Origin of the sequence: Arthrobacter sp. 9MFCol3.1 (genome assembly GCF_000620385.1) — a bacterium.
Taxonomy (GTDB): domain Bacteria; phylum Actinomycetota; class Actinomycetes; order Actinomycetales; family Micrococcaceae; genus Arthrobacter.
The window spans coordinates 143,937-165,247 of sequence record NZ_JIBJ01000005.1 but is presented as its reverse complement, the minus strand read 5'-3'; the positions used below and the strand labels follow the sequence as shown (position 1 = coordinate 165,247).

Genomic DNA, 21,311 nt, shown 5'->3' with positions numbered 1-21,311 from the left:
TGGCGAGTAGTGGCTGTTCTGGCCCGCTCACGGGGCCAGATCCCGGCGGCGCCAGCCGGCGTATCCCAGCGCAGCGAGCGCAGCGGCCGCCACAGTGAGTCCCAGCAACGGGCCGACTGCGCCGGAATCCAAGGGCAGCAGCGGCGAATGCCGGAACGGGGAGAGCTCCATCAGCCACTCCGGGGCGTTCCACAGCACGCCGAACTCTCCCAGGGCAACAAACAGCAGCAGCAGAGCCCAGACCGTCCCCGTGAGCCGGGGCGCCCAGCCGAACACCGCCAGCACCACTGCGGTCATGACCCAGGCAGCGGGGATCTGGGCGGCAGCGGCCAGGGTGACACGGCCGAGTTGGCTGGCATCGGCCAGGACGGTGGCTGCGCCGGCCCCGACGGACACTCCGGCCAGCAGCATGAGCACGGCGACGCCGGCCAGCGCCAGGGCGAAATGGCTGGTGGCCCACCGCGGCCGGGTGGTGGCGGTGCCCAGCAGCGCCTCGACGTGGCCGTCCGTCTCCTCGTCACGGAGCCGGCTGGCCGCGGACAGTCCGTAGGCAGCGGCCAGCAGTCCCATGATGCTGATCTCCGCGGCAATGAAGGCATCCGTCATGGCCTGGGTTCCGCCCAGCATCCTGATCAGGTCCTGAGCGTTGGGCGAACTCAGCAAATCCGTGACGTTGCCGGCCAGCGATCCGATCACCACGCCGAACACCACGAAGGCGACCGCCCAGGCCGCCAACAGCCGGAACTGGAGCCGCACGGCGAGGTCCCCGACCCCGCGGAGCGAGCCGAGTGCCGGGCCGGGGCGCTCCTGGCGCAGGCCGGAGCCGAGGTCCCGGCGGGCGCGGAGGGCCAGAGCCACGGGCACGAGTGCGGCGCACAGTGCCAGTGGCAGGGCGAGCACCCACCACTGGTCCCCGGCGAAGGCCCGGATCTGCTGGTTCCAGCCGATCGGCGAAAGCCAGGACAGGGCGGAGGGCCCCGGTTCGGCGAGGTCCCCCACCGCCCGCAGCGCATAGGTCACGGCAACGACGCCGAGGCTCATTCCCGTGGCCGCCCGCGCGCTGGCCGTCAGCTGGGCGGTGACCCCGGCCACGGCGCTGAACGCCATGCCGGTGGCGGCCCAGCCCAGTCCGAACGCGATCGAGCCGGCGGCCGGAAGCCCGCCGGCTGCCAAAGACACCGCCGTGACCAGCCCCAGGACAATGCTGGCTCCGAAGCTGATGGTGAGGGCGGCCGCCAGCGGCGCGTCCCGGCCCAGCCGGCCGCCGCCCAGGAGCTCGAGCCGCCCGGACTCTTCGTCGCTACGGGTATGGCGGACGGTGATGAACACCATGAGGACGGCCAGGATGGCAGCCATGAACGCCGTGTACTTGATGAGGGACAGGGCACCGAGGGATGTGGGGTCGTAGACCCTGCCGAAGAGGGCCACGAGCGAGGCCGTGGCATTCAGGGCCGTCGCGGCCTCGACCCGGCTCCCGACATCGGGGTAGAGCTCGGCGCCGGCCACCGCGGTTGAATACGTTGTCGCGGCGAATCCGGCGATCCAGGCCGGCAACAGCCATCGGTCGCGCCGGAGCCCGAGCCTGATCAGGACTCCGGTCCCCGCCAGCGTTTCAAGCATCTGCGGTGCCCCCGCTGCTCGACCCTGCCGCGGCCACGGGCACCGCCGCGCCGTAGTGGCGCAGGAAGAGATCCTCCAGGGTGGGCGGCTGGCTGGTCAGCGCGACGAGTCCCGCGTCGGTCAGCGCCCGCATGAACGGGGCCAGGCCGGACGGTTCCACTTGGGCGCTGACGCGGTGGTTCGTGACGATCACGTCGTGGACGCCTGGCAGGGTATCCAGGCCTGCCGGTACCACCGCGAGATCGGCAGTGATGGACGTACGGGTCAGGTGCCTGAGTTCATCAAGCCGCCCGGTCTCCACCACCCGGCCTTCACGGATGATGCTCACGCGGTCCGAAAGCGCCTCGGCCTCGCTGAGGATATGGCTGCTGAGCAGTACCGTGCGGCCCTGGTTCCGCAGTTCCCGGACACAGCCGCGGAAGGCCTCCTCCATCAGGGGGTCCAGGCCGCTGGTGGGCTCGTCCAGCAGGAACAGCTCAGCGTCGGTGGCCAGCGCAGCGACCAGGGCCACCTTCTGCCGGTTGCCTTTGGAGTAGGCCCGGGACTTCTTCGTGGGATCGAGGTCGAAGAGGTCCAACAGCTGGGCCCGCCGGGCCAGGTCCTGGCCGCCCTGGAGGCGGCCGAGAAGGTCGATGACCTCCCCTCCGGTCAGGTTGGGCCACAACGCCACATCCCCCGGGACGTAGGCCAGGCGCCGGTGGAGGCTCGCGACGTCGTGCCACGGGTCCAGGCCCAGCACCCGGATGGAGCCCGCGCTGGCGCGAAGCATGCCCAGCAGCAGGCGAATCGTTGTCGACTTACCCGAACCGTTCGGTCCAAGGAAGCCGTGGACCTCGCCCGCCTCGACTGAAAAATCCAACCCGTTCAGGGCGACCACGGGCCCGAACCGCTTCACAACGCCGACCATCTCCAAGACATTCGCCATGGGGGACACGATACGCCCGGGACCGGCACTTTAGGCCCGGCCGAATGACCCCTTCGCCCGCGGGCGGCCTGTCGCGGTGCTGTCCCTCCGGCACCGGGGGACGTAGCCTAGCGGGCATGGAAGACCCCTACGATCTTGAACGGTTCGTGGCGGCCCAGGACGCCGGCGGAACCTACGGGCACGCCCTGGCGGAGTTGCGGTCGGGCATGAAGAGGAGTCACTGGATGTGGTTCGTTTTCCCCCAGCTCGCGGGCCTGGGCCGCAGCGAAACCGCCCGGAGGTACGCCATCTCCTCCCTGGCCGAGGCCCGTGCCTATTGCCGGCACGGCGTCCTTGGCCCGCGGCTGCGGGAGGCTGCCGCCGCAGTGGCCGACCTTCAGGGGCGGTCCGCGGTGCAAATTTTCGGCGGCATCGACGCCCGGAAGCTGCACTCGTCCATGACGCTGTTCCGGCGCGCCGCGCCCGGCGAACCCGTGTTCCGGGACGTCCTGGACCGCTACTTCGATGGCCTGCCCGATCCCGCCACAGACCAGCTGCTGGAATACCAGCCGCTGGAAGGAGAACCCGGCGGTCCGGACCCGGCGGGCTAGCTGTGAGCTGCCAGCGCCGTAATCATCCGTTCCATGCGCGCGACGCCGGCAAAGCGGCCGGCGTTGTCGGTCACCAGTAGGGGGTCAAACCGGCTGGCCTGGGTCCGCGTCATGGAACGCGCCAGGGCCTCGCTGAGCGGCGTGTCCAGGTTGACCCGCATTCCCGGGCTCACCACGCCCAGGGCCGCCGCGGAGGGGTCGAGCACCGCAACGGGCCGCAAATGCTCGCCCATCAGCACCACCGACTGCAGGGCGGGGTTGTCATCAAACGCGGCCGCCGCCGTCGCAGTGGTGGCGGCCGTCGTCGCGGGTTCCACGATGTCCCGGATGATGCTCTGCTGCGTGGCCGGGGATTTGGACGCCAGACGGTGGGCAACGTCAAGATCGATCTGTTCCCACGCCGGACCGGGACGGGCCAGGCAGTACCCCTGCACCAGGGGCACGCCGAGGGCGACGAGGGCGTCCAGTTCCTCCACGCGCTCCACTCCCTCGGCCAGAATCCAGGCATCGACGCGGCTGGCGAAGGTTCCGAGCATGGAGATCAGGGCACGCTTGGCCTCGTCCCGGTCAACATCCTGGATCAGTTCACGATCGAGCTTGATCAACGAGGGCCGCAAGGCCAGGAGGTGCCGGAGCCCGGCATAGCCGGCACCGGCGTCGTCGACGGCGATCAGCGCGCCGGCGGCCCGCAGCTGGTTGAGGTCGGGCTCGAGCTCCAGATAGGAGTCGATCGGGGTCTGCTCCGTCAGCTCGACCACCAGCCCGCCGAGATTGCCCTGGCCGCGCCAGATGCCACGGATCTCCTCCGTCAGCAGCAGCTCCGGTGAGACGTTGAGGGTCAGGAAGCAGTTCGGCGGCAGGGTGGGGCGCGCCGCGAGCGCCGCCCGCAAGGCTGCGGCCTCGAGCTCGGCCGCCAGGCCATGCGTGTGCGCGGCGGCGAACCACACCTCAGGATTTTTTTCGGCGAAACCCGGGAACCGGGCGAGGGCCTCATAGCCCACCACGGTGCCGCGGGCGGTATCAACAATGGGCTGGTAGGCCGCGGAAAGGCCAACACCCCGGCAGGCGGCCGCCAGCTGCTCCTCCCAGTCCGGGCCCGGTGCGGCCCCGGCGTCGGGCGGGAGGCCGCCTGCCTCGTGAATCAACTAACGGGAACGATGGCTCTGTGGATCGACTGCACGACGTCGGCCGGCAGCTCCTCCAGCCCATGTGCGGACGCCGCGTGGGCGGCCACATTGACCAGAATTTCATCGTCGGTACTGCACACCCAGCGGGCGTCACAACCGGGAACCACATCACCACAGGCAAACGACTTCACGAATGCTCCTTCTTCTTCAACAGCGGACCGGACTACCCTACGATGGCTCCGCATCGAAAACTGAGATTTTGCTTGCAGAAACGATGCGGCGTCGGCGGCAATCCGTCGCGGCAGTGTTCGCCGGCTGCTGTTGGCTGCCGCTACGTGCCCGTCCTAGCGGCCTGCCGCCCCCGCTTCGGCAGCGACGGCGGCTGCCTCGATGCGGGCCCGGTGCACGGCCCACCCCTCGGCGGTGCGCGGCGAAAGGTTCGGATCCCCCGGACGCTGGCCTGCGCTGCCGTCGATGAGTTCGCGCAGGATGTCGGCGTGTCCAAGGTGGTGGGCGGTCTCCACGCACATGTGCACGAGGATCTGCTGCAGGGTCACGTGCTTGCGCTCGTCCGGCCACCAGGGAACCACACCGGGCGCGTCGAGCGGAAGGTCCTCGATGGTGGCATCGCTGTGGGCCGCCGAGAGCCGGTGCAGCTCAGTGATCTGCTCCCGCGTCTCGCCGGGGGCTGCCCACATGTCCGCATCCGGCTCCGCGTCGTCGGCGAACCACGGCAGCTTCAGCTCGCTGGGACGGCCGAAGACCTCGCCAAAGTAGCCGAGTTCGACGCTGGCCACGTGCTTGACCAGTCCCAGCAGGTTGGTTCCCGTGGGTGTGAGGGGCCGGCGCACGTCGTACTCGCTGAGGCCTTCGAGCTTCCCGAGGAGGTCTTGGCGCCGGCTGCGCAGGTAGGTGTGCAAGATCGCTTTGTCGTCCATGACCGGCACTATACCGAACGTGCGGGCGCTGCCTGCCGGTACGCAAGGTTTCATAAAACGTATGGAATAATTGGCGGAACGGGCCTCGGGGGGAGGCCCCGAGCGACAGGACACCCAGGGTGAATCTCGATTCCGGTGCACATCGGGTCCGGCCCGCCGCCGCAGTTCTTCTTGCCGCGGTTCTCGCGGCGGCTCTCGCCATTCTGTTGGCAGCCTGTTCTTCCGGCACGGATGCCCCGGGCGGAGTGCCGGCGGGGCGGCCGGCGGTGTCCGCCCCCGCAACATCCCCGGCGGCCGGAGGCCTCCAGGGGACGACCGAAGTGAACGGGTTCCTCCAGCCGATGCGCTACACGGCCGTCGACGGCGACACCTGGGAGGGCATCGCCGCCCACTTCCGGATGACGCCGGAGATCCTCAAGAGCTTCAACGAAGCCGAGTCTGTTGCCGCCGGAGAGATCATCGACCTCAGAGGGGTGGACGTGCCCCAGTTGGGGGCCGGCGGCAGCGTGACCGGGCACGACGGACAGGGACGGCTCCTGTACCGGGCGAGCGCCGGAGACACTCCCGCGGGCATCGCGAGCCGCTACGGCGTCCCGCTCTATGCCCTGCGGATAGCCAACCTGAACCTGTTGACGGGCGGCGAATGGATTCCGCCCGCCGGCGCCACGGTGGCCATTCCAAATCCACCGGTCGACTGAGCGGGGCCATTGAGCGGGGCCTTTGAGCGGGGGACAAAGAAAAAGCCTCCGGAACCTAATGGTTCCGGAGGCTTTCCAAGGGTGGCAGATGAGGGATTCGAACCCCCGTAGGCGTTGCCAGCTGATTTACAGTCAGCCCCCTTTGGCCGCTCGGGTAATCTGCCGAACTTCAAAAGAAGATCACTCGCGGTTTCCAGTCCCGGAACGCCTGTTTCCAGTCCGTTCCGCTTCCAGCACCCGCGGGCAAGACAACTTTACAGAACTTCCGCCGAAGAATCGAATCGGCGCTTCAGCGGGTCAAAAATGGGCCAAAAAAGGGCCAAAATCCGCGGAATTTCAGGCCTCGCCGAGAATCCGCCCCGCCAGCCTTGCCTCGAATCGGGCCGCCTGCTCGGCGGTGACCTGGTTCAACTGGACGGCACGGGCCAGGTCCGTGTGGACCCCGTCCATGCGGACTGATGCGTCGGCGGCCGGGCTCAGGATGATGGACGCCGCCAGCGCGGCGGCGGCAACGGAGCTCGCCGTCGCGGCCAGGGTGCTGGCAGCGGCGGCGGTGGTGCGGTTGACGTAGCGGACGGCTTTATGGTGCATGTTCTTGCCTTTCAGCAGCGGTTCCAACTCTTGCAACTCTGGCCAGCCCGGCTTCGTTCCCGCCGTGATTGAGCTATGAGCGGACTGTGAAACCCGGGACGCAAGGCCGGCCGCCACTTCGGGGGCATCCGTACTAGTCTGGAATGCAGACATCCCGGCCCCACGCAGGCACCCGGCAACCATCAGGAGGAAAGTCATGGCAGGCGAATCCACGTTCGACGTCGTCAGCAAGGTAGACAAGCAGGAAGTCGCCAACGCGCTGAACCAGGCGCAGAAGGAAATTGCCCAGCGCTACGACTTCAAGGGCGTCGGCGCCGAGGTCGATTTCAGCGGTGAGAAGATCCTGATGAAGGCCAACTCCGAGGAACGCGTGCTCGCGGTGCTCGATGTGCTGCAGTCCAAGCTCATCCGCCGCGGCATCTCGCTCAAATCCCTCGACACCGGCGAGCCCTACGCCTCCGGCAAGGAATTCCGGCTCGAGGCCTCCATCAAGGAGGGCATCGCCCAGGACCTCGCCAAGAAGATCAACAAGCTGATCCGGGACGAGGCCCCCAAGTCCGTCAAGTCACAGATCCAGGGCGACGAGCTCCGCGTGACGTCGAAGTCCCGTGATGACCTGCAGGAGACCATGAACCTGCTGAAGGGCTTCGACGAGGCCGACCTGCAGTTCGTGAACTTCCGCAGCTAGCGGCCCGTCCGCGGCGCAAAGTTCCGCACGACGCGCAAAAGGCTGGCGACACCGGTATTCCGGTGTCGCCAGCCTTTTTGCGTTTCACGGAATTATTCGCGCATCGCCAGACCCGCAGCCAGCTTCAGTGGAGCTGCCGGCCGGCCATCCGCTCCAGCCGCCCGATCCGTTCGGCCATCGGCGGGTGGGTGGAGAACATCTTGGCCACGCCTCCGCCTTTGAACGGATTGGCGATCATCATGTGCGAGGCGTTGACCAGCCGCTGATCCTGCGGCAGCGGGGCCAGCTGCACGCCCTGCTCGATCTTGCGCAGGGCGGAGGCGAGCGCCAGCGGATCTCCGGTCAGCGACGAGCCGTCCTCGTCGGCGTCGTACTCCCGTGTACGCGAGATGGCCATCTGGATCAGGGACGCGGCGAACGGGGCCAGCAGCGCCATGGCGATGGCGGCGAAGGGGTTCGCATTGCGGCGGTCCCCGCCGCCGAACAGCAGCATCATCTGCGCCACCGAGGTGATGACGCCGGCGACGGCGGCGGCCACCGACGCCGTCAGGATGTCCCGGTTGTAGACGTGCATCAGTTCATGGCCGAGGACGCCGCGCAGTTCGCGGGCATCCAGCAGCCGCATGATGCCTTCGGTGCAGCAGACGGCCGCGTTCTGCGGGTTCCGTCCGGTGGCGAAGGCATTCGGCGCCATGGTGGGCGAGACGTAGATGCGCGGCATCGGCTGGTTGGCCCGGCCGGACAGCTCCCGGACGATCTGGTACAGCTGGGGCGCCTCGGCCTCCGTGACGGGGTAGGCGTGCATGGCACGGATGGCGAGCTTGTCGCTGTTCCAGTACCCGTAGGCCGTGGTGGCGACGCCGATCAGGGCCATGATCCAGATCGGCGCGGCACTGCGGGTCCCCGCGGCGATGAACGCCCCCAGGCCCAGCAGGACCGCCCACAGCACGCCGAACAGCGCCGCGGTCTTCAGTCCGTTGTGATGCTTGTGCACTGGTCCTCCTGATCCGTGTACTGCAAGCTGATGCCCTGTATTTCACTGACCTACCAAGGAAAACGAACCGCTACGGTACCGGGTTCCGCGCGTCGTACCGCAGGAATCCGCACTGCTGGCGGGCCAATGTCCAGGCCACGGCGATGCACAACAGGCCGCCGAGCAGCAGGACCCAGCCCTCGTTCAAAAGTTTAGTCGCGCCGCCTGCCAGCATGTCCCCGATCCGGGGTCCGCCGGCAACCACCACCACAAACACGCCCTGCAGCCGCCCGCGCAGGTGGTCCGGGGTGGAGGCCTGCAGGATGGTGGTCCGGAACACTGCGCTCACGGAATCCGCGATGCCGGCCAGCGCGCAGCACAGGGCGGCCGGCAAAAGCCACACGCCCACGCCGTCGTCGCCGGAATGACCGGCCAGGACCACCACCAGGCCGAAGGCCGCCACCGAGCCGCCCCAGCCCATCACGGACCACACCACCGCGGCGCCCTGCCAGCGGACGCCGCCCAGAGGCCCCGAGAACAGGCCGGCCAGGAACGCCCCCACGGCCATCGAGGCCAACAGGATCCCCACCGTGGCCTCACCGCCGCCGATCATCAACGCGCCGATGGCCGGCAGGAGCGCCCGGGGCTGGGCAAAGACCATGGCCACGAGGTCGATCACGAACGTCATGCGGAGGTTGGGCCGGGTGCCAAGGAAACGGAAACCCTCCACCACGGAACGCAGCCCGGCCGGCCTCGCGTGCTCGCCCGGCGGCATGGAAGGCAGTTTCAGGAGAGCCCAGAACGCAAACGCAAAGCTGACGACGTCGATCGTGTACGTCCAGCCGAACCCGACCGACGCCACGAGCACGCCGGCCAGCAGCGGGCCGGCGGTCATGGTCAGCCCGAAAATCATCATGCTCAGGGCATTCGCCGCCGGCAGCAACTCCTTGCGCACCAGCACCGGGATGATGGCGCTGCGGGCCGGCTGGTTGATGGCCTGGGCACCGCTCTGCACCGCCACGAGCGCATAGAGCAGCCACACGTTGCCCAGCTGCAGCCATGCCTGGAGGGCCAGCGCGGCGGTGGTCAGCCAGAGGACGGACGAGGCCAGGAGGGCTACCGTGCGGCGGTCATGGGCGTCGGCGATCGAACCGCCCAGGAGGCCTCCAAAGACCAGCGGCACCAGGGCGAAGAGGCTCAGCAGCCCCACGTACAGGCTGTCCTGGGTCAGCCGGTAGACCTCCAGGCTGACCGCCACCAGGGTCAGCTGGCTGCCCAGGGCGGAGACGGCGGACCCCAGCCACAGACGGCGGAAGGCCGGACTTTCACGCAACGGCGTGATGTCCGCCAACAATGTCCCCACCGGGCAACTCTAGTGGCGAACCGGGAGTACCTTGTGACACGGCCGGACATTATTAGCCCCGCCTTATTGTGAGGCAGTCATAATAAGTGCTTGAATGAGGGTATGACGGATTCCTCGGGCACCCACGACGCATGGGCAGCCGCCCTGCGTGCCCACGGCCGCCGGGTGACCAAGCAGCGCCTGGCAGTGCTGGCCGCCGTCGAACATCACCCACATTCGCCGGCGGAGGCAATCCTTGCCGCCGCCCGGCAGGAATTGCCGGACCTGACCGCCCAGTCGGTCTATGTGGTCCTCGGTGATCTCACCGATCTGCACATGTTGCGCCGTTTTGAGCCCCCGCACTCGCCCGCGCTGTACGAGACACGGGTCGGGGACAATCACCACCATGCCGTGTGCATCAGCTGCGGCCGGGTGGAGGATGTCGAATGCGCCGTGGGCCACGCGCCCTGCCTGACCCCGCACTGGAACGCGGACGCCAAACCGATGACCATCCAGATAGCGGACGTGCTGTACCAGGGCATCTGCCAGGACTGCCAGCGCACCCAACAGCTTCCCTCCGAACGAAACTAAGAAACCCAACCCAAGGAGAACTATGACTGAGATCATCTCTGCGCCCGCCGTGTCCACGACACAGTCCGGGGCTCCCGTCACTTCCGACGCCCACTCCAAGTCCGTCGGCGCCGACGGCGCGATCATCCTGACCGATCACTACCTGATCGAGAAGCTCGCACAGTTCAACCGCGAGCGCGTCCCGGAGCGCGTCGTGCACGCCAAGGGCGGTGGCGCCTTCGGTACCTTCAGGACCACAGAGGACGTCTCGAAGTACACCAAGGCCGCACTGTTCCAGCCCGGTGTTGAGACGGACATGCTCATCCGTTTCTCCTCCGTTGCCGGCGAGGCAGGCTCCCCCGACACCTGGCGCGACCCCCGCGGTTTCGCCGTGAAGTTCTACACCACCGAGGGCAACTACGACCTCGTCGGCAACAACACTCCGGTGTTCTTCATCCGCGACGGCATCAAGTTCCCGGACTTCATCCACTCCCAGAAGCGCCTCCCCGGCAGCCACCTCCGCGACGCCGACATGCAGTGGGACTTCTGGACCCTCTCCCCCGAGTCCGCCCACCAGGTCACCTGGCTCATGGGTGACCGCGGCCTGCCGGCGTCCTGGCGTGAAATGCAGGGCTACGGCTCGCACACCTACCAGTGGATCAACGCCGAGGGCGAGCGGTTCTGGGTCAAGTACCACTTCAAGTCCAACCAGGGCGTCAAGTCCATGACCGGTGACGAGGCCGAGGCCCTCGCCGGCGCCGACGGCGACTTCTACATCCGCGACCTCCAGGAAAACATTGCCGCCGGCAACTTCCCCTCCTGGGACCTCCACGTCCAGGTCATGCCGTACGAGGACGCCAAGACGTACCGCTTCAACCCCTTCGACCTCACCAAGGTGTGGCCGCACGGGGACTACCCGCTGATCAAGGTCGGCACCATGGAGCTGAACAAGAACCCGGAGAACTACTTCGCGCAGATCGAGCAGGCCACCTTCGCGCCGTCGAACTTCGTGCCCGGCATCGCCGCATCCCCGGACAAGATGCTGCAGGCCCGCATCTTCTCCTACGCGGACGCGCACCGCTACCGCGTCGGCACCAACCACGCCCAGCTCCCGGTGAACCTGCCCAAGAGCCAGGTCAACAACTACAGCCAGGACGGCGCCGGGCGTTACCACTTCAACGCCCCGTCCGTTCCCGTGTACGCACCGAACTCCGTGGGCGGCCCGGCTGCCGTTGAGCCCGGCGTTGCAGGTGGCGGCTGGGAGAACGACGGCGAGCTCACGCTCTCCGCGCACTCCCTGCACGCCGAGGACGGCGACTTCGGCCAGGCCGGCACGCTGTACCGCGAGGTGTACAACGACGGCGAGAAGGCCCGCCTTCTGGAGACCGTCACCGGCGCCGTCAGCGGCGTCAAGAACGCCGACATCAAGGAACGCGCCATCGCGTACTGGACCAACGTCGACGCCGAATTCGGCGCCAAGCTGCGCGCCAACCTCGGTGCCGGCCAGGTTGAGTCCGACGCCGAGGCCGCCAACAAGGTCTGACAGCTGCGTCGAAGCCTGCCTGGGCGCCGGCTCGGACGGCTGCTTTGGCAGCGGTTTGGCGGCCAGTGACCGGCCTTCAGTGACCGGCCTTCGGTGACCGGCCGTCAGCGACCGGCTTTCGGTGACCGGCCTTCGGTGACCGGCCGTCAGCGACCGCTGGAGCCAACAGGACGCCCCGCCACGGATTTCCGTGGCGGGGCGTTTTGCGTTATCCACATGGGTGCTCGTGCCCCTCGCCACCGTGTGCGGCGGCTCCGTAGGATTTGGGCATGACCGCATTCGCAGGCATTCCATCCGCAGGCATTCCATTCGCAGGCATTCCAAGTGACGCCTTCCGGTTCTACGCCGATCTTGAACAGAACAACAACCGGGACTGGTGGCTGGAGCACAAGCCGGTCTACGATGCCGCGGTGAAGGGGCCGCTGACCCAGCTCCTGGCCGAGCTGGAGCCACGCTTCGGCCCGGCCAAGCTCTTTCGCCCCAACCGGGATGTCCGGTTCTCGCCGGACAAGTCACCCTATAAGACCGCGCAGGGGGCCTTCGCTGCGGTGGACGAGGGCGTGGGCTTCTATATCCAGCTCAGCGCCGACGGCCTCCTGATCGGCGGCGGCTGCCACACCCACACTCCGGCCCAGCTGGCACGCTTTCGCGGTGCCGTGGACGATCCCGACAGCGGCGATGCCCTGCAGGAGATCGTGCGGAACGTCGAGGCGGCAGGGTTCGCGGTGGAGGGCGAACTGCTGAAGACGGTGCCGCGGGGCTTCAACAAGGACCATCCGAGGGCCGAGCTGCTCAAGCACAAATCCCTCACGGCCGGGGTCAACGTGGGCCAGCCCGGCTGGCTTGCCGGGCCCGGGGCGGTTGAGGAAATAGCCCGGCGCTGGGAGGAGCTGCGTCCCCTTGTGGAATGGGAGGGCCGCTACGCCGCTCCCTGAGGTTCAACTCAGATGTGCTGGCCGTCGGTGGCGAGGCGCCTGTCGAGGTTGTTGAAGAAGACCAGCATCATCAGCTCAAAGGCCTTGCTGGCTTCCTCGGGCTGGTTGTTGACGACGAAATCGAACTGCAGCCCGTAGAACGCGGCCGTGAATAGGCGGGCGTCGGTGTCGGCGAATTCCGGCCGGATGCCCTGGATGACCAGCCAGTCCCGGGCCTTCTCGTGCAGCATCCGGAAGTGCTCCTGCGCTGTTCCGCGCGGCACCGCCGCCACAATGTCCTGCGCCGTGGCCTCAAATTCAAGCCGGGCCAGGTGCCGGTTGCGCTGCGCCATGGTCCACTGCCAGGACTCAAGCAGGAAGGCCCGCCACGCTTCCCGGTCGATGTCCCTGACGTCGGTGGCGCGGATGCTGTCGAGCCGGGATTCGATGCCGCGGATGATCTCGTTGATCAGCTGTTCGCGGTGCCCGAAGTGGTACACCAGGACGTAGCTGCTGACGCCCAGCCCGTCGGCAAGGCTCCGAAAGGTCAGCTCCGCCAAGGTCTTGTCCATGAGGTAATCGAGAATTGCCGACAGCAACTCCGCTTTGCGTTCCGGTCTTGCTGGGCGGGCCATGTGTCCATCTTAGGGAGCGCCGCCCGAACGCCGAAGTCGCCGGAGCCGTGCGACTACGCCGGAAATTTCCAGCGAATCCGCACTGCTCCGGCGACTTCGATGTGGCGGGGCCGCTCGCTGGCCGGTCAGGCGCGGGTGAACGCGTCCTCGTCGTCCTCCGCGGACTGTGCGGCCGGGTTGACTGCGCTTGCCGTGCCCGGGCCGTTCACCGAGGCGCGCGCCTCCGCGAACTTTTCGTTCAGCCGGGAGTGGCGCTGGCCGTACGCGAAGTAGATCGCAATACCGATTACGAGCCAGATGGCGAAGAAGATCCAGGTCTCCACGGCCAGGTTCGTCATGAGGTAGAGGCACAGGACGGCGGAGACGATCGGGAGCACCTTGCCGAACGGGACACGGAAGGCCGGCTTCAGGTCCGGGCGCTTCTTGCGCAGCACCAGGATGCCCAGGCTCACCATGACGAAGGCGGACAGGGTCCCGATGTTGATCATTTCCTCGAGCAGGTCCACGTTGGTCAGGCCGGCGACGAGGGCCACTCCGGCACCGCAGATGATCTGCAGGCGGGCCGGCGTCGCACGAATGGTGCTGGTCTTGGACAGGGAGCGCGGCAGCAGCCCGTCGCGGCTCATCGCGAGGACCACGCGGGAGAGGCCCATGAGGAGCACCATGATCACGGTGGTAAGGCCCACGAGGGAGCCGAAGGCGATGACCTTGGCGGCGTCGGTGTTGCCGACGGCCTCGAAGGCGGTGGTGAGGGTCGGGTTCTTGGCCTCGGCCAGCTGGGTGTAGGACACCATGCCGGTCAACGCCAGGGACACCAGGATGTAGAGCACGGTGACGATTGCCAGGCCGCCGAAGATGCCGCGGGGCAGCGTCTTCTGCGGGTTCTTGACCTCTTCGGCGGAGGTGGCGACGACGTCGAAGCCGATGAAGGCGAAGAAGACCAGGGCGGCGCCGGCGAAGATCCCGAGGGTTCCGTACTGGGCCGGGGCCGCGCCGGTCAGGAAGCCGAAGAAGGACTGCTTGAGGACATCCGCGGTTCCGGTGCCTCCGGTCGGCTCGGAGGCCGGGACGAACGGGGCGTAGTTCTCGAACTTCACGTACGTGAAGCCGACGACGATCACGAAGAGGACCACTGCGATCTTGATGAGCGTGAAGATGTTGCCGACACGGGCGGAAAGCTTGGTCCCCAGGACCAGCAGCACGGTGAAGATGGCAACAATCAGGAAGGCGCCCCAGTAGAGGTCCACGCCGCCCAGGGAAATCGACGGCGGGATGTCCACGCCCATGAGCGCAAAGACTTTGCTGAGGTAGATGCCCCAATATTTCGCGATCACGGCGCCGGCCGTGAAGAGTTCGAGGATCAGGTTCCAGCCGATGATCCACGCCAGGATCTCACCCATGGTCGCGTACGTGAAGACGTAGGCGGACCCTGCCACCGGGATGGCCGTGGCGAACTCGGCGTAGCACATGATGGCGAGCGCGCAGGTGACGGCAGCAATCGCGAAGGAGATGGTGACGGCGGGGCCGGCGAAGTTCGCGGCGGCCTTGGCACCGACCGAGAAGATCCCGGCGCCCACGGCTACCGCGACCCCCATGATCATGAGGTCCCACGTGCTTAGCGAGCGCTTCAGCTTGCGTCCGGGTTCATCGGCGTCGGACATGGACTGCTCGATGGATTTGGTCCGGAAAAGGTTCATTAGGAAAGTCCGCAATCTCGATAACTGGTTTGGAAACAGACCTATCCATTGTAGTGTCCATCCACTGGACGGCCATTTTTATCCCACATAGTGAGACGCAAAAGCGGGCCGTGCAGGTTTCCCCTGCACGGCCCGCTTGCGCGCAGCTGCTCCGTATCAGAGCATCCGGGCCGTCTAGACTGGCCAGTTTTCCATCAGGGTCGAGCGGATCAGGAACCGCTTGCCTTCCGGCGCTTCCACCGAGAAACCACTCCCCCGGCCGGGAACGACGTCGACGGTCAGGTGCGTGTGGCTCCAGTAGTTGAATTGTTCCTTGGACATCCAGAAGTCGATCGGCTGCGGCTGCAGGCCGTCGGAGATGTCGAACAGGCCCAGCTGCACGTCCGAGTCCCCGGTGATGAACTCCCCCGCCGGATAACACATGGGCGAGGAACCGTCGCAGCAACCGCCGGACTGATGAAACATCAGCGGTCCGTGCTGGAGCCAGAGCTTGCGCAGCAGCTCCACCGCTTCCGGGGTGAGCGCCACCCGGGAGAAATCCTCGCCCGGGCGGGTCACTGCCGCATGGAGCTTGGTGTCAGGCATCAGCGTCCTTCCTTGTCAGTACTTGATGACCACACGGCCGTCGATCTTGGCGTGCTTCATCTCGTCGAGGACGGCATTGACTTCGGAGAGTTCCCTCGTGGACACCGTGGGGTGGATCTTGCCCTGGGCGTAGAACTCGAGCGCTTCCTCCAGGTCCTGCCGGGTTCCGACGATAGAGCCGCGGACCGTCAGGCCCTTGAGCACAATCTCGAAGATCGGCGCCGGGAAGTCCCCCGGCGGCAGGCCATTGAACACGATCGTTCCGCCCCGCCGCGCCATCCCGATGGCCTGCCCGAACGCTGACGGGTGCACTGCCGTGACCAGGACTCCATGGCAACCTCCGGTTTCGCGCTGGATGACTTCGGCCGGATCCTCGTGCAGGGCGTTGACCGTCAGCTCGGCGCCGTGTTTCTTGGCCAGGGCGAGCTTGTCATCTGCGATGTCCACCGCCGCGACCCGCAGCCCCATCGCCACGGCGTACTGGACAGCGATATGGCCGAGTCCGCCGATCCCGGAGATGGTGACCCACTGGCCGGGCCGGGCCTCGGTCATCTTCAGGCCCTTGTAGACGGTCACACCAGCGCAGAGCACAGGAGCCACCTCCACGGGGTCCGATCCGGCCGGGATCCTGGCCGCGAAGCGGCTGTCGACCAGCATGTACTCGCCGAAGGAGCCGTCGACGCTGTAGCCGGCATTTTGCTGCGCCTCGCACAGGGTTTCCCAGCCGGTCCGGCAGTACTGGCAGTCGCCGCAGGCCGACCAGAGCCACGCATTGCCGACAAGGTCGCCAACGGCCAGGTCAGTGACGCCCTCGCCGAGGGCAACGACCTCGCCGACGCCTTCGTGGCCGGGAATGAACGGCGGGGAGGGCTTGACCGGCCAGTCTCCCTCCGCGGCGTGCAGGTCGGTGTGGCAGACCCCGGTGGTCAGTACCTTGACCAGTGCCTCACCGCGGCCCGGCACGGGAACGGGGAGGGTCTGGATCTGAAGGTCCTTGCCGAATTCGGTCACTACCGCGGCTTGCATTGTCGTCGTCGTCGTTGTCGTCGTCATAGCGAAATCCTTGCGTCATCAAACTTGGGTGTGGCTTAAGGGCATGTGCAGTGAGCCGGCGTCCCTCCGTGTAGGTGCACAAGTGGTGCGTGCGGGGCGGATCACTGCCGATCCGCCCCGCCGTGGTCAGTGCGGCTTAGAAGAAGCCGAGCTTGTTCTCGTTGTAGCTGACCAGGAGGTTCTTGGTCTGCTGGTAGTGGTCCAGCATCATCGAGTGGTTCTCGCGGCCGATGCCGGAGGACTTGTACCCGCCGAACGCGGCACCCGCCGGGTAGGCGTGGTAGTTGTTGACCCACACGCGGCCGGCCTGGATCTCCCGGCCTGCGCGGTAGGCGACGTTGCCGTTGCGGGACCAGACGCCGGCACCGAGGCCGTACAGGGTGTCGTTGGCGATGCCCATGGCGTCGTTGTAGTCGCTGAAACGGGTCACGGACACCACCGGGCCGAAGATTTCCTCCTGGAAGATCCGCATCTTGTTGTGGCCCTCGAAGATGGTCGGCTGGACGTAATAGCCGCCGGCCAGGTCTCCGGGCATTTCGGCCCGGCCGCCGCCGGTGAGCACCTTGGCGCCCTCCTGCTTGCCGATGTCGATATAGGAGAGGATCTTTTCCAGCTGGTCGTTGGAGGCCTGGGCGCCGAGCTGGGTTTCGGTGTCCAGCGGATTGCCCTGGATGATTTTCTCCACCCGGGCCACGGCGTCGGCCATGAAGGAATCGTAGATGTCGTCCTGGACCAGGGCGCGGGACGGGCAGGTGCAGACTTCGCCCTGGTTGAAGGCAAAGAGCGTGAAGCCTTCCTGGGCCTTGTCGTAGAACGCGTCATTGGAGTCGGCAACGTCGTTGAAGAAGATGTTGGGGCTCTTGCCGCCGAGCTCCAGGGTGACCGGGATCAGGTTCTGGCTGGCGTACTGGCTGATCAGACGCCCGGTGGAGGTTTCGCCGGTGAAGGCGATTTTGCGGATCCGGGGGCTGGAGGCCAGCGGCTTGCCGGCCTCGACGCCGAAACCGTTGACCACATTGAGGACACCGGCCGGCAGCAGGTCGCCGATGAGCTCCATCAGGACCATGATCGAGGACGGGGTCTGCTCGGCGGGCTTCAGGACGACGGCGTTGCCTGCGGCGAGCGCCGGGGCGAGCTTCCAGACGGCCATCAGGATCGGGAAGTTCCAGGGAATGATCTGGCCGACGACGCCGAGGGGCTCGTGGTAGTGGTAGGCGGTGGTGTCGTCGTCGAGCTGGGACAAGCGGCCTTCCTGCGCGCGGACGGCGGACGCGAAGTAGCGGAAGTGGTCGGCGGCGAGCGGAATGTCGGCGTTGAGGGTTTCGCGGATCGGCTTGCCGTTGTCCCAGGATTCGGCGACGGCGAGCATCTCGAGGTTCTCATCGATCCGGTCGGCAATCTTGTTCAGGATCGCGGCGCGCTCGGCCACGGAGGTCTTGCCCCAGGACGGTGCGACTTTGTGGGCGGCGTCCAGCGCCAATTCGATGTCCTCGGCGGTGCCGCGCGCCACCTCGCAGAAGGCCTTGCCGGTCACGGGGGTGATGTTCTCGAAGTACTGGCCCTTGACCGGGGCAACCCATTCGCCGCCGATCCAGTTTTCGTAGCGGTCCTTGAAGGTGACCTTCGAGCCCTCGGTTCCGGGCTGGGCGTAAACAGTCATTGCTAGCTCCTTTGCTGTGCAAGATGGGGGGCAGCAAGGCGCTTCCGGCCCCCGTTGCACCCAGCGTAGGCGCGCGAAGGTTGCAGTCAGGTTGCAACCGAAGTGAGCCAGGTCACTGGCGGGGCATTCCGGCAGCTCCGCGCCGGTCAGGCGCTCAGCTCGCGGTCCAGCCGTTCCAGGTCGGCGACGACGGCGGCACGCTTGGGCGAGCGCGGCGCCAGCAGCTTCAACGCGGCGCTGCGGACCTCGACGTCGTCCTTTGCTTCGGGTAGAGCGGCGTACTTCAACAGCGATTCGGCGCTGCCGTCTGTCAGCAGTGCCTCGCGCATCAGCGCGGAGACCCTGTCCCGCAGCTCCACGATGCCGGGCGCCTCGGAGCGGGGCAGCACGGCGCCGCGGTAGATTTCCAGCGCTATCCGGTGGGCGCCGCGCTGCAGGCAGTCCAGCACCTGGCCGGCGTCGGGGACCAGGTCCAGCGGCAGCCGGTAAGGGCGTGATTGCGGGACGGCGCCGGGGTTGAGCTGCTGAAGTACCTTGCGCAGCCGCACCATCTCCGCGCGCAGCGTCATGGTGGAGGCATCCCCGGGGTACAGGAGGGCGCAGAGCTCCTCGGCATTCAGCCCCGCGGGGTGGGTGCTGAGCAGGGCCAGGATCTCGCTGTGCCGGGCGGACAGGGCCACGGTGCGCCCGTCGATGCTGAGCAGCGCCTGGTCGCGGCCGAGCAGCTGGAGGCTGTTGCGGTAGAGGCTGTTGGAGCCTGGGCCTCCAGCCGTTTTCGGCCCCGAGTTCCGCCGCCGGGACGGCGCGGACTGGCCCGCGGCAGCCAACTGCAGCCGCTCCACCCGCAAATGCGCCTGGGCCGCGGCGACCGTCGCCTCTACGAGCGACAACGTATGCGGGGCCACGGCCGACTCGGTGCCGGTGATGTCCACGACCCCCAGCAGGGCACCGGAATCAGGATCGTGGAACGGCACGGCCGTGCAGCTCCACGGATGCACGGAGCGCTTGTAGTGCTCGGCGCCGGAGATCTGGATTCCCCGGCCCAGGGCCAGCGCGGTGCCGGGGGCGCTGGTGCCGACCGTCGCTTCGGACCAGTCAGCGCCCGGGACGAACATCATGCCCTCGGCCCGGCGCTGCAGGGCGGCATCCCCTTCCACCCAGAGCAGCCTGCCGACCTCGTCCCCCACGGCTACCAGCATTCCGCTGTCGTGGCTGGGCAGGACCAGGAGCTTGTGGATCACGGGCATGATGGCGGCCAGCGGATGCTGGCGCCGGTATTCTTCGAGTTCCTCGCGGTCCATGGCCAGCGGCGCCTCGGGGTTGTCCGGGTTGGCGCGCAGCTGCGCTGAACGCCGCCACGACTCCTGGATCAGGCTGCTAAGCCCGGGCAGGCGCAGGTCTTCCGGGGAAACGAGCCCCTGCGAGTCGAGTTCCTCGTGCCCGGCGCTGGCATGCTGCTGGCGCAGCGCTGCGGTGACCCCGCCTGCCGGCGGGAACAGTGCTGCGGGATGGACCAGTTTCCTCATTGAACTCCCACCGGACGGGCTCGACGGCGTGCCAGAGGCCGCCTCGTCCGGCCCAGTCTAGTTCCGAGCGGGGCGTTTGGATACGCACCGGCCTGCCGCTTCCGGCGGTCACAGCCTACCCGCGGGAAATCTCGATCATGTCCTCGCGCGGCACCACCTTGATGCGCTCCCGTTCGATCCCGTTGGCGGACTCCGCCGCGGACCACTCGGCGCCGAGGGCGAGCTCGTGGGCATCGAGCTTGATCCACCCTTCCCACGTGGTGTACTCGATGCCGCGCTCCTCGAGCAGGTCGATGATGGCCTGCGGGTCCGGGTTCTGCGCCGGCGGAAGCGTCAGCCGGTCCTCCAGCAGGAAGCCGATGGTCTCCAGCGCGTCGCCCTTGGTGTGGCCGATCAGCCCGACGGGGCCGCGCTTGATCCAGCCCGTCGCGTAGATTCCGGGCACGGCGTTCCCCTCGGCGTCGAGCACGCGGCCGCCTTCATTCGGGACGACGCCGCGGCGGGCATCGTATTCCAGCTCATCCAGCGGCGACCCGTGGTAGCCGATCGCGCGGTAGACGGCCTGGACCGGGTAGTCGAGGAACTCACCGGTGCCCTTGACGTTCCCGGTGCCGTCCAGCTGCATGCGTTCGAACTTGATGCCGGCGACCTTGCCGGGGTTCGCGGCGTCGTCTGTTGTTCCATAGATTTCGACGGGACTGTGCAGGAAGTGCAGGTGCAGCCGGCGCGAGGACGGTTCCTCGGCCTCGGCGTGCTCCTCGACGAGCCAGTTCGTCAGGGTGTTCACCATGGTCCGGATCTGGTTGTTGCTGCGAATGGCCTCGTCCGAGGCCTCGTCGAAATCGAAGTCCTCCGGATACAGGACGATGTCCACGTCCTTGGCGTGGCTGAGTTCGCGCAGCTCCAGCGGCGTGAACTTCACCTGGGCCGGGCCGCGGCGGCCAAACACGTGGACGTCGGTGACCGGCGAATCCTTGAGCGCCCGGTAGACGTTGTCCGGGATTTCGGTGACCAGGAGTTCATCGGCGTGCTTGACCAGCATGCGGGCCACGTCGAGGGCCACGTTGCCGTTGCCGATCACGGCGATCTCCTTGGCCTCCAGCGGCCAGTCGCGCGGCACGTCCGGGTGGCCGTCGTACCAGGAGACGAAGTCGGCCCCGCCGAAGGAACCCTCCAGGCCGATCCCGGGAATATCCAGGTCCGCGTCCTTGATGGCGCCGGTGGAGAAGATGACGGCGTCATAGAACGCACGGAAGTCATGCAGCGTCAGGTCCCGGCCATAAGTGACGTTGCCGAGGAACCGGATGTCGCCGCGGTCCAGGACCTTGTGGAGCGCGTTGACAATCCCCTTGATCCGCGGATGGTCAGGAGCCACCCCGTAGCGGATGAGGCCGTAGGGCGCCGGATATGCCTCGAAGAGGTCGATGCTGACCTGGAAGTCGCCGTCCTTGACCTCATTGGACTTCGTCAGGATGTCCGCGGCGTAGACGCCGGCCGGGCCGGCGCCGACAATCGCGACACGGAGGGGACGAGAGGATGTGGATTCGGCCGAGTTGGACACCGGGAGCCCTTCTGAGTCTTAGGGACAGCGCCAGTAGATACAGCGCGCAGGCCCCTATTCTAAATGTGCCCCGCC

21 protein-coding genes and 1 tRNA gene are annotated in these 21,311 nt (G+C 67.2%); 6 read left to right on the top strand and 16 right to left on the bottom strand.

Going from position 1 to position 21,311, the window contains the following annotated elements:
• Positions 1-27: 27 nt before the first annotated feature.
• Together C560_RS0105965 and C560_RS0105960 are read right to left on the bottom strand one after the other, a co-directional pair.
• Positions 28-1,620, bottom strand: a complete 1,593-nt coding sequence (locus C560_RS0105965; protein WP_026537511.1) for an ABC transporter permease — start codon at positions 1,618-1,620, stop codon at positions 28-30.
• Positions 1,613-2,545: an ABC transporter ATP-binding protein gene (locus C560_RS0105960; RefSeq protein WP_026537510.1), complete on the bottom strand. Its 933-nt coding sequence runs from the start codon at positions 2,543-2,545 to the stop codon at positions 1,613-1,615. Before C560_RS0105960 ends, C560_RS0105965 begins: the two co-directional genes overlap by 8 nt.
• Positions 2,546-2,661: 116 nt before the next feature.
• On the opposite strand from C560_RS0105960, the gene C560_RS21350 reads away from it, so the two are divergent.
• Positions 2,662-3,135 carry a DUF1810 domain-containing protein gene (locus C560_RS21350; protein ID WP_043422658.1) on the top strand — a complete coding sequence of 158 codons (474 nt, stop codon included), beginning with the start codon at positions 2,662-2,664 and terminating at the stop codon, positions 3,133-3,135.
• On the opposite strand, the gene C560_RS0105950 is transcribed toward C560_RS21350, so the two are convergent.
• The 3 genes from C560_RS0105950 to C560_RS0105940 all read right to left on the bottom strand — a co-directional run bounded on the left by C560_RS0105950 (position 3,132) and on the right by C560_RS0105940 (position 5,200).
• Positions 3,132-4,280, bottom strand: a complete 1,149-nt coding sequence (locus C560_RS0105950) for an EAL domain-containing protein (RefSeq protein WP_026537509.1) — start codon at positions 4,278-4,280, stop codon at positions 3,132-3,134. The genes C560_RS21350 and C560_RS0105950 overlap by 4 nt on opposite strands.
• Complete coding sequence (locus tag C560_RS22955) at positions 4,277-4,453, bottom strand: DUF1059 domain-containing protein (protein WP_079550056.1); 177 nt, start codon at positions 4,451-4,453, stop codon at positions 4,277-4,279. The genes C560_RS0105950 and C560_RS22955 overlap by 4 nt, the downstream gene beginning before the upstream one ends.
• Before the next feature lie 153 nt (positions 4,454-4,606).
• The gene (locus C560_RS0105940) at positions 4,607-5,200 is read right to left on the bottom strand and encodes a DinB family protein (RefSeq protein ID WP_026537508.1); all 594 of its coding nucleotides are present in this window, start codon (positions 5,198-5,200) and stop codon (positions 4,607-4,609) included.
• 320 nt (positions 5,201-5,520) lie between these two features.
• Here C560_RS0105940 and C560_RS0105935 point away from each other — a divergent pair, with 320 nt between their 5' ends.
• Positions 5,521-5,898 carry a LysM peptidoglycan-binding domain-containing protein gene (locus tag C560_RS0105935; RefSeq protein ID WP_155855747.1) on the top strand — a complete coding sequence of 126 codons (378 nt, stop codon included), beginning with the start codon at positions 5,521-5,523 and terminating at the stop codon, positions 5,896-5,898.
• A gap of 82 nt (positions 5,899-5,980) precedes the next feature.
• On the opposite strand, the gene C560_RS0105930 is transcribed toward C560_RS0105935, so the two are convergent.
• Both C560_RS0105930 and C560_RS0105925 read right to left on the bottom strand, forming a co-directional pair.
• Positions 5,981-6,062, bottom strand: a tRNA-Tyr gene (locus tag C560_RS0105930).
• Positions 6,063-6,234: 172 nt separating this feature from the next.
• The gene (locus C560_RS0105925; protein WP_026537506.1) at positions 6,235-6,489 is read right to left on the bottom strand and encodes a hypothetical protein; all 255 of its coding nucleotides are present in this window, start codon (positions 6,487-6,489) and stop codon (positions 6,235-6,237) included.
• Positions 6,490-6,685: 196 nt separating this feature from the next.
• Between C560_RS0105925 and C560_RS0105920 the strand changes: the two genes are divergently transcribed.
• The gene (locus tag C560_RS0105920) at positions 6,686-7,177 is read left to right on the top strand and encodes a YajQ family cyclic di-GMP-binding protein (RefSeq protein WP_018773569.1); all 492 of its coding nucleotides are present in this window, start codon (positions 6,686-6,688) and stop codon (positions 7,175-7,177) included.
• 124 nt (positions 7,178-7,301) lie between these two features.
• Here the strand turns inward: C560_RS0105920 and htpX are convergent, their stop codons facing one another.
• Together htpX and C560_RS0105910 are read right to left on the bottom strand one after the other, a co-directional pair.
• Positions 7,302-8,171, bottom strand: coding sequence for a zinc metalloprotease HtpX (htpX, locus tag C560_RS0105915; RefSeq protein ID WP_026537505.1), 870 nt, complete (start codon positions 8,169-8,171; stop codon positions 7,302-7,304).
• 70 nt (positions 8,172-8,241) lie between these two features.
• Positions 8,242-9,513: an MFS transporter gene (locus C560_RS0105910; protein WP_026537504.1), complete on the bottom strand. Its 1,272-nt coding sequence runs from the start codon at positions 9,511-9,513 to the stop codon at positions 8,242-8,244.
• Positions 9,514-9,615: 102 nt separating this feature from the next.
• Between C560_RS0105910 and C560_RS0105905 the strand changes: the two genes are divergently transcribed.
• From C560_RS0105905 to C560_RS0105895, 3 genes are all read left to right on the top strand, one after another.
• On the top strand, positions 9,616-10,083 hold the full coding sequence (locus C560_RS0105905; RefSeq protein ID WP_026537503.1) for a Fur family transcriptional regulator: 468 nt from the start codon (positions 9,616-9,618) through the stop codon (positions 10,081-10,083).
• A 22-nt stretch (positions 10,084-10,105) separates the two neighbouring features.
• Positions 10,106-11,605 carry a catalase gene (locus tag C560_RS0105900; RefSeq protein WP_026537502.1) on the top strand — a complete coding sequence of 500 codons (1,500 nt, stop codon included), beginning with the start codon at positions 10,106-10,108 and terminating at the stop codon, positions 11,603-11,605.
• A gap of 269 nt (positions 11,606-11,874) precedes the next feature.
• A complete protein-coding gene (locus C560_RS0105895; protein ID WP_051533032.1) occupies positions 11,875-12,540 on the top strand; it encodes a DUF2461 domain-containing protein in 666 nt (221 codons plus the stop codon).
• An 8-nt stretch (positions 12,541-12,548) separates the two neighbouring features.
• Here the strand turns inward: C560_RS0105895 and C560_RS0105890 are convergent, their stop codons facing one another.
• From C560_RS0105890 to C560_RS0105860, 7 genes are all read right to left on the bottom strand, one after another.
• Positions 12,549-13,154, bottom strand: coding sequence for a TetR/AcrR family transcriptional regulator (locus tag C560_RS0105890; protein WP_026537500.1), 606 nt, complete (start codon positions 13,152-13,154; stop codon positions 12,549-12,551).
• A 125-nt stretch (positions 13,155-13,279) separates the two neighbouring features.
• Positions 13,280-14,851, bottom strand: a complete 1,572-nt coding sequence (locus C560_RS0105885; RefSeq protein WP_026537499.1) for an amino acid permease — start codon at positions 14,849-14,851, stop codon at positions 13,280-13,282.
• A gap of 174 nt (positions 14,852-15,025) precedes the next feature.
• On the bottom strand, positions 15,026-15,436 hold the full coding sequence (locus tag C560_RS0105880) for a DUF779 domain-containing protein (RefSeq protein ID WP_018773561.1): 411 nt from the start codon (positions 15,434-15,436) through the stop codon (positions 15,026-15,028).
• A 15-nt stretch (positions 15,437-15,451) separates the two neighbouring features.
• Complete coding sequence (gene adhP / locus C560_RS0105875; RefSeq protein WP_026537498.1) at positions 15,452-16,462, bottom strand: alcohol dehydrogenase AdhP; 1,011 nt, start codon at positions 16,460-16,462, stop codon at positions 15,452-15,454.
• Positions 16,463-16,625: 163 nt separating this feature from the next.
• Positions 16,626-18,149 carry an acetaldehyde dehydrogenase ExaC gene (gene exaC / locus C560_RS0105870; RefSeq protein WP_026537497.1) on the bottom strand — a complete coding sequence of 508 codons (1,524 nt, stop codon included), beginning with the start codon at positions 18,147-18,149 and terminating at the stop codon, positions 16,626-16,628.
• Between the two features lie 146 nt (positions 18,150-18,295).
• On the bottom strand, positions 18,296-19,675 hold the full coding sequence (locus tag C560_RS0105865) for a GAF domain-containing protein (protein ID WP_026537496.1): 1,380 nt from the start codon (positions 19,673-19,675) through the stop codon (positions 18,296-18,298).
• A 115-nt stretch (positions 19,676-19,790) separates the two neighbouring features.
• On the bottom strand, positions 19,791-21,236 hold the full coding sequence (locus C560_RS0105860) for an FAD-dependent oxidoreductase (protein WP_026537495.1): 1,446 nt from the start codon (positions 21,234-21,236) through the stop codon (positions 19,791-19,793).
• Positions 21,237-21,311 lie beyond the last annotated feature (75 nt).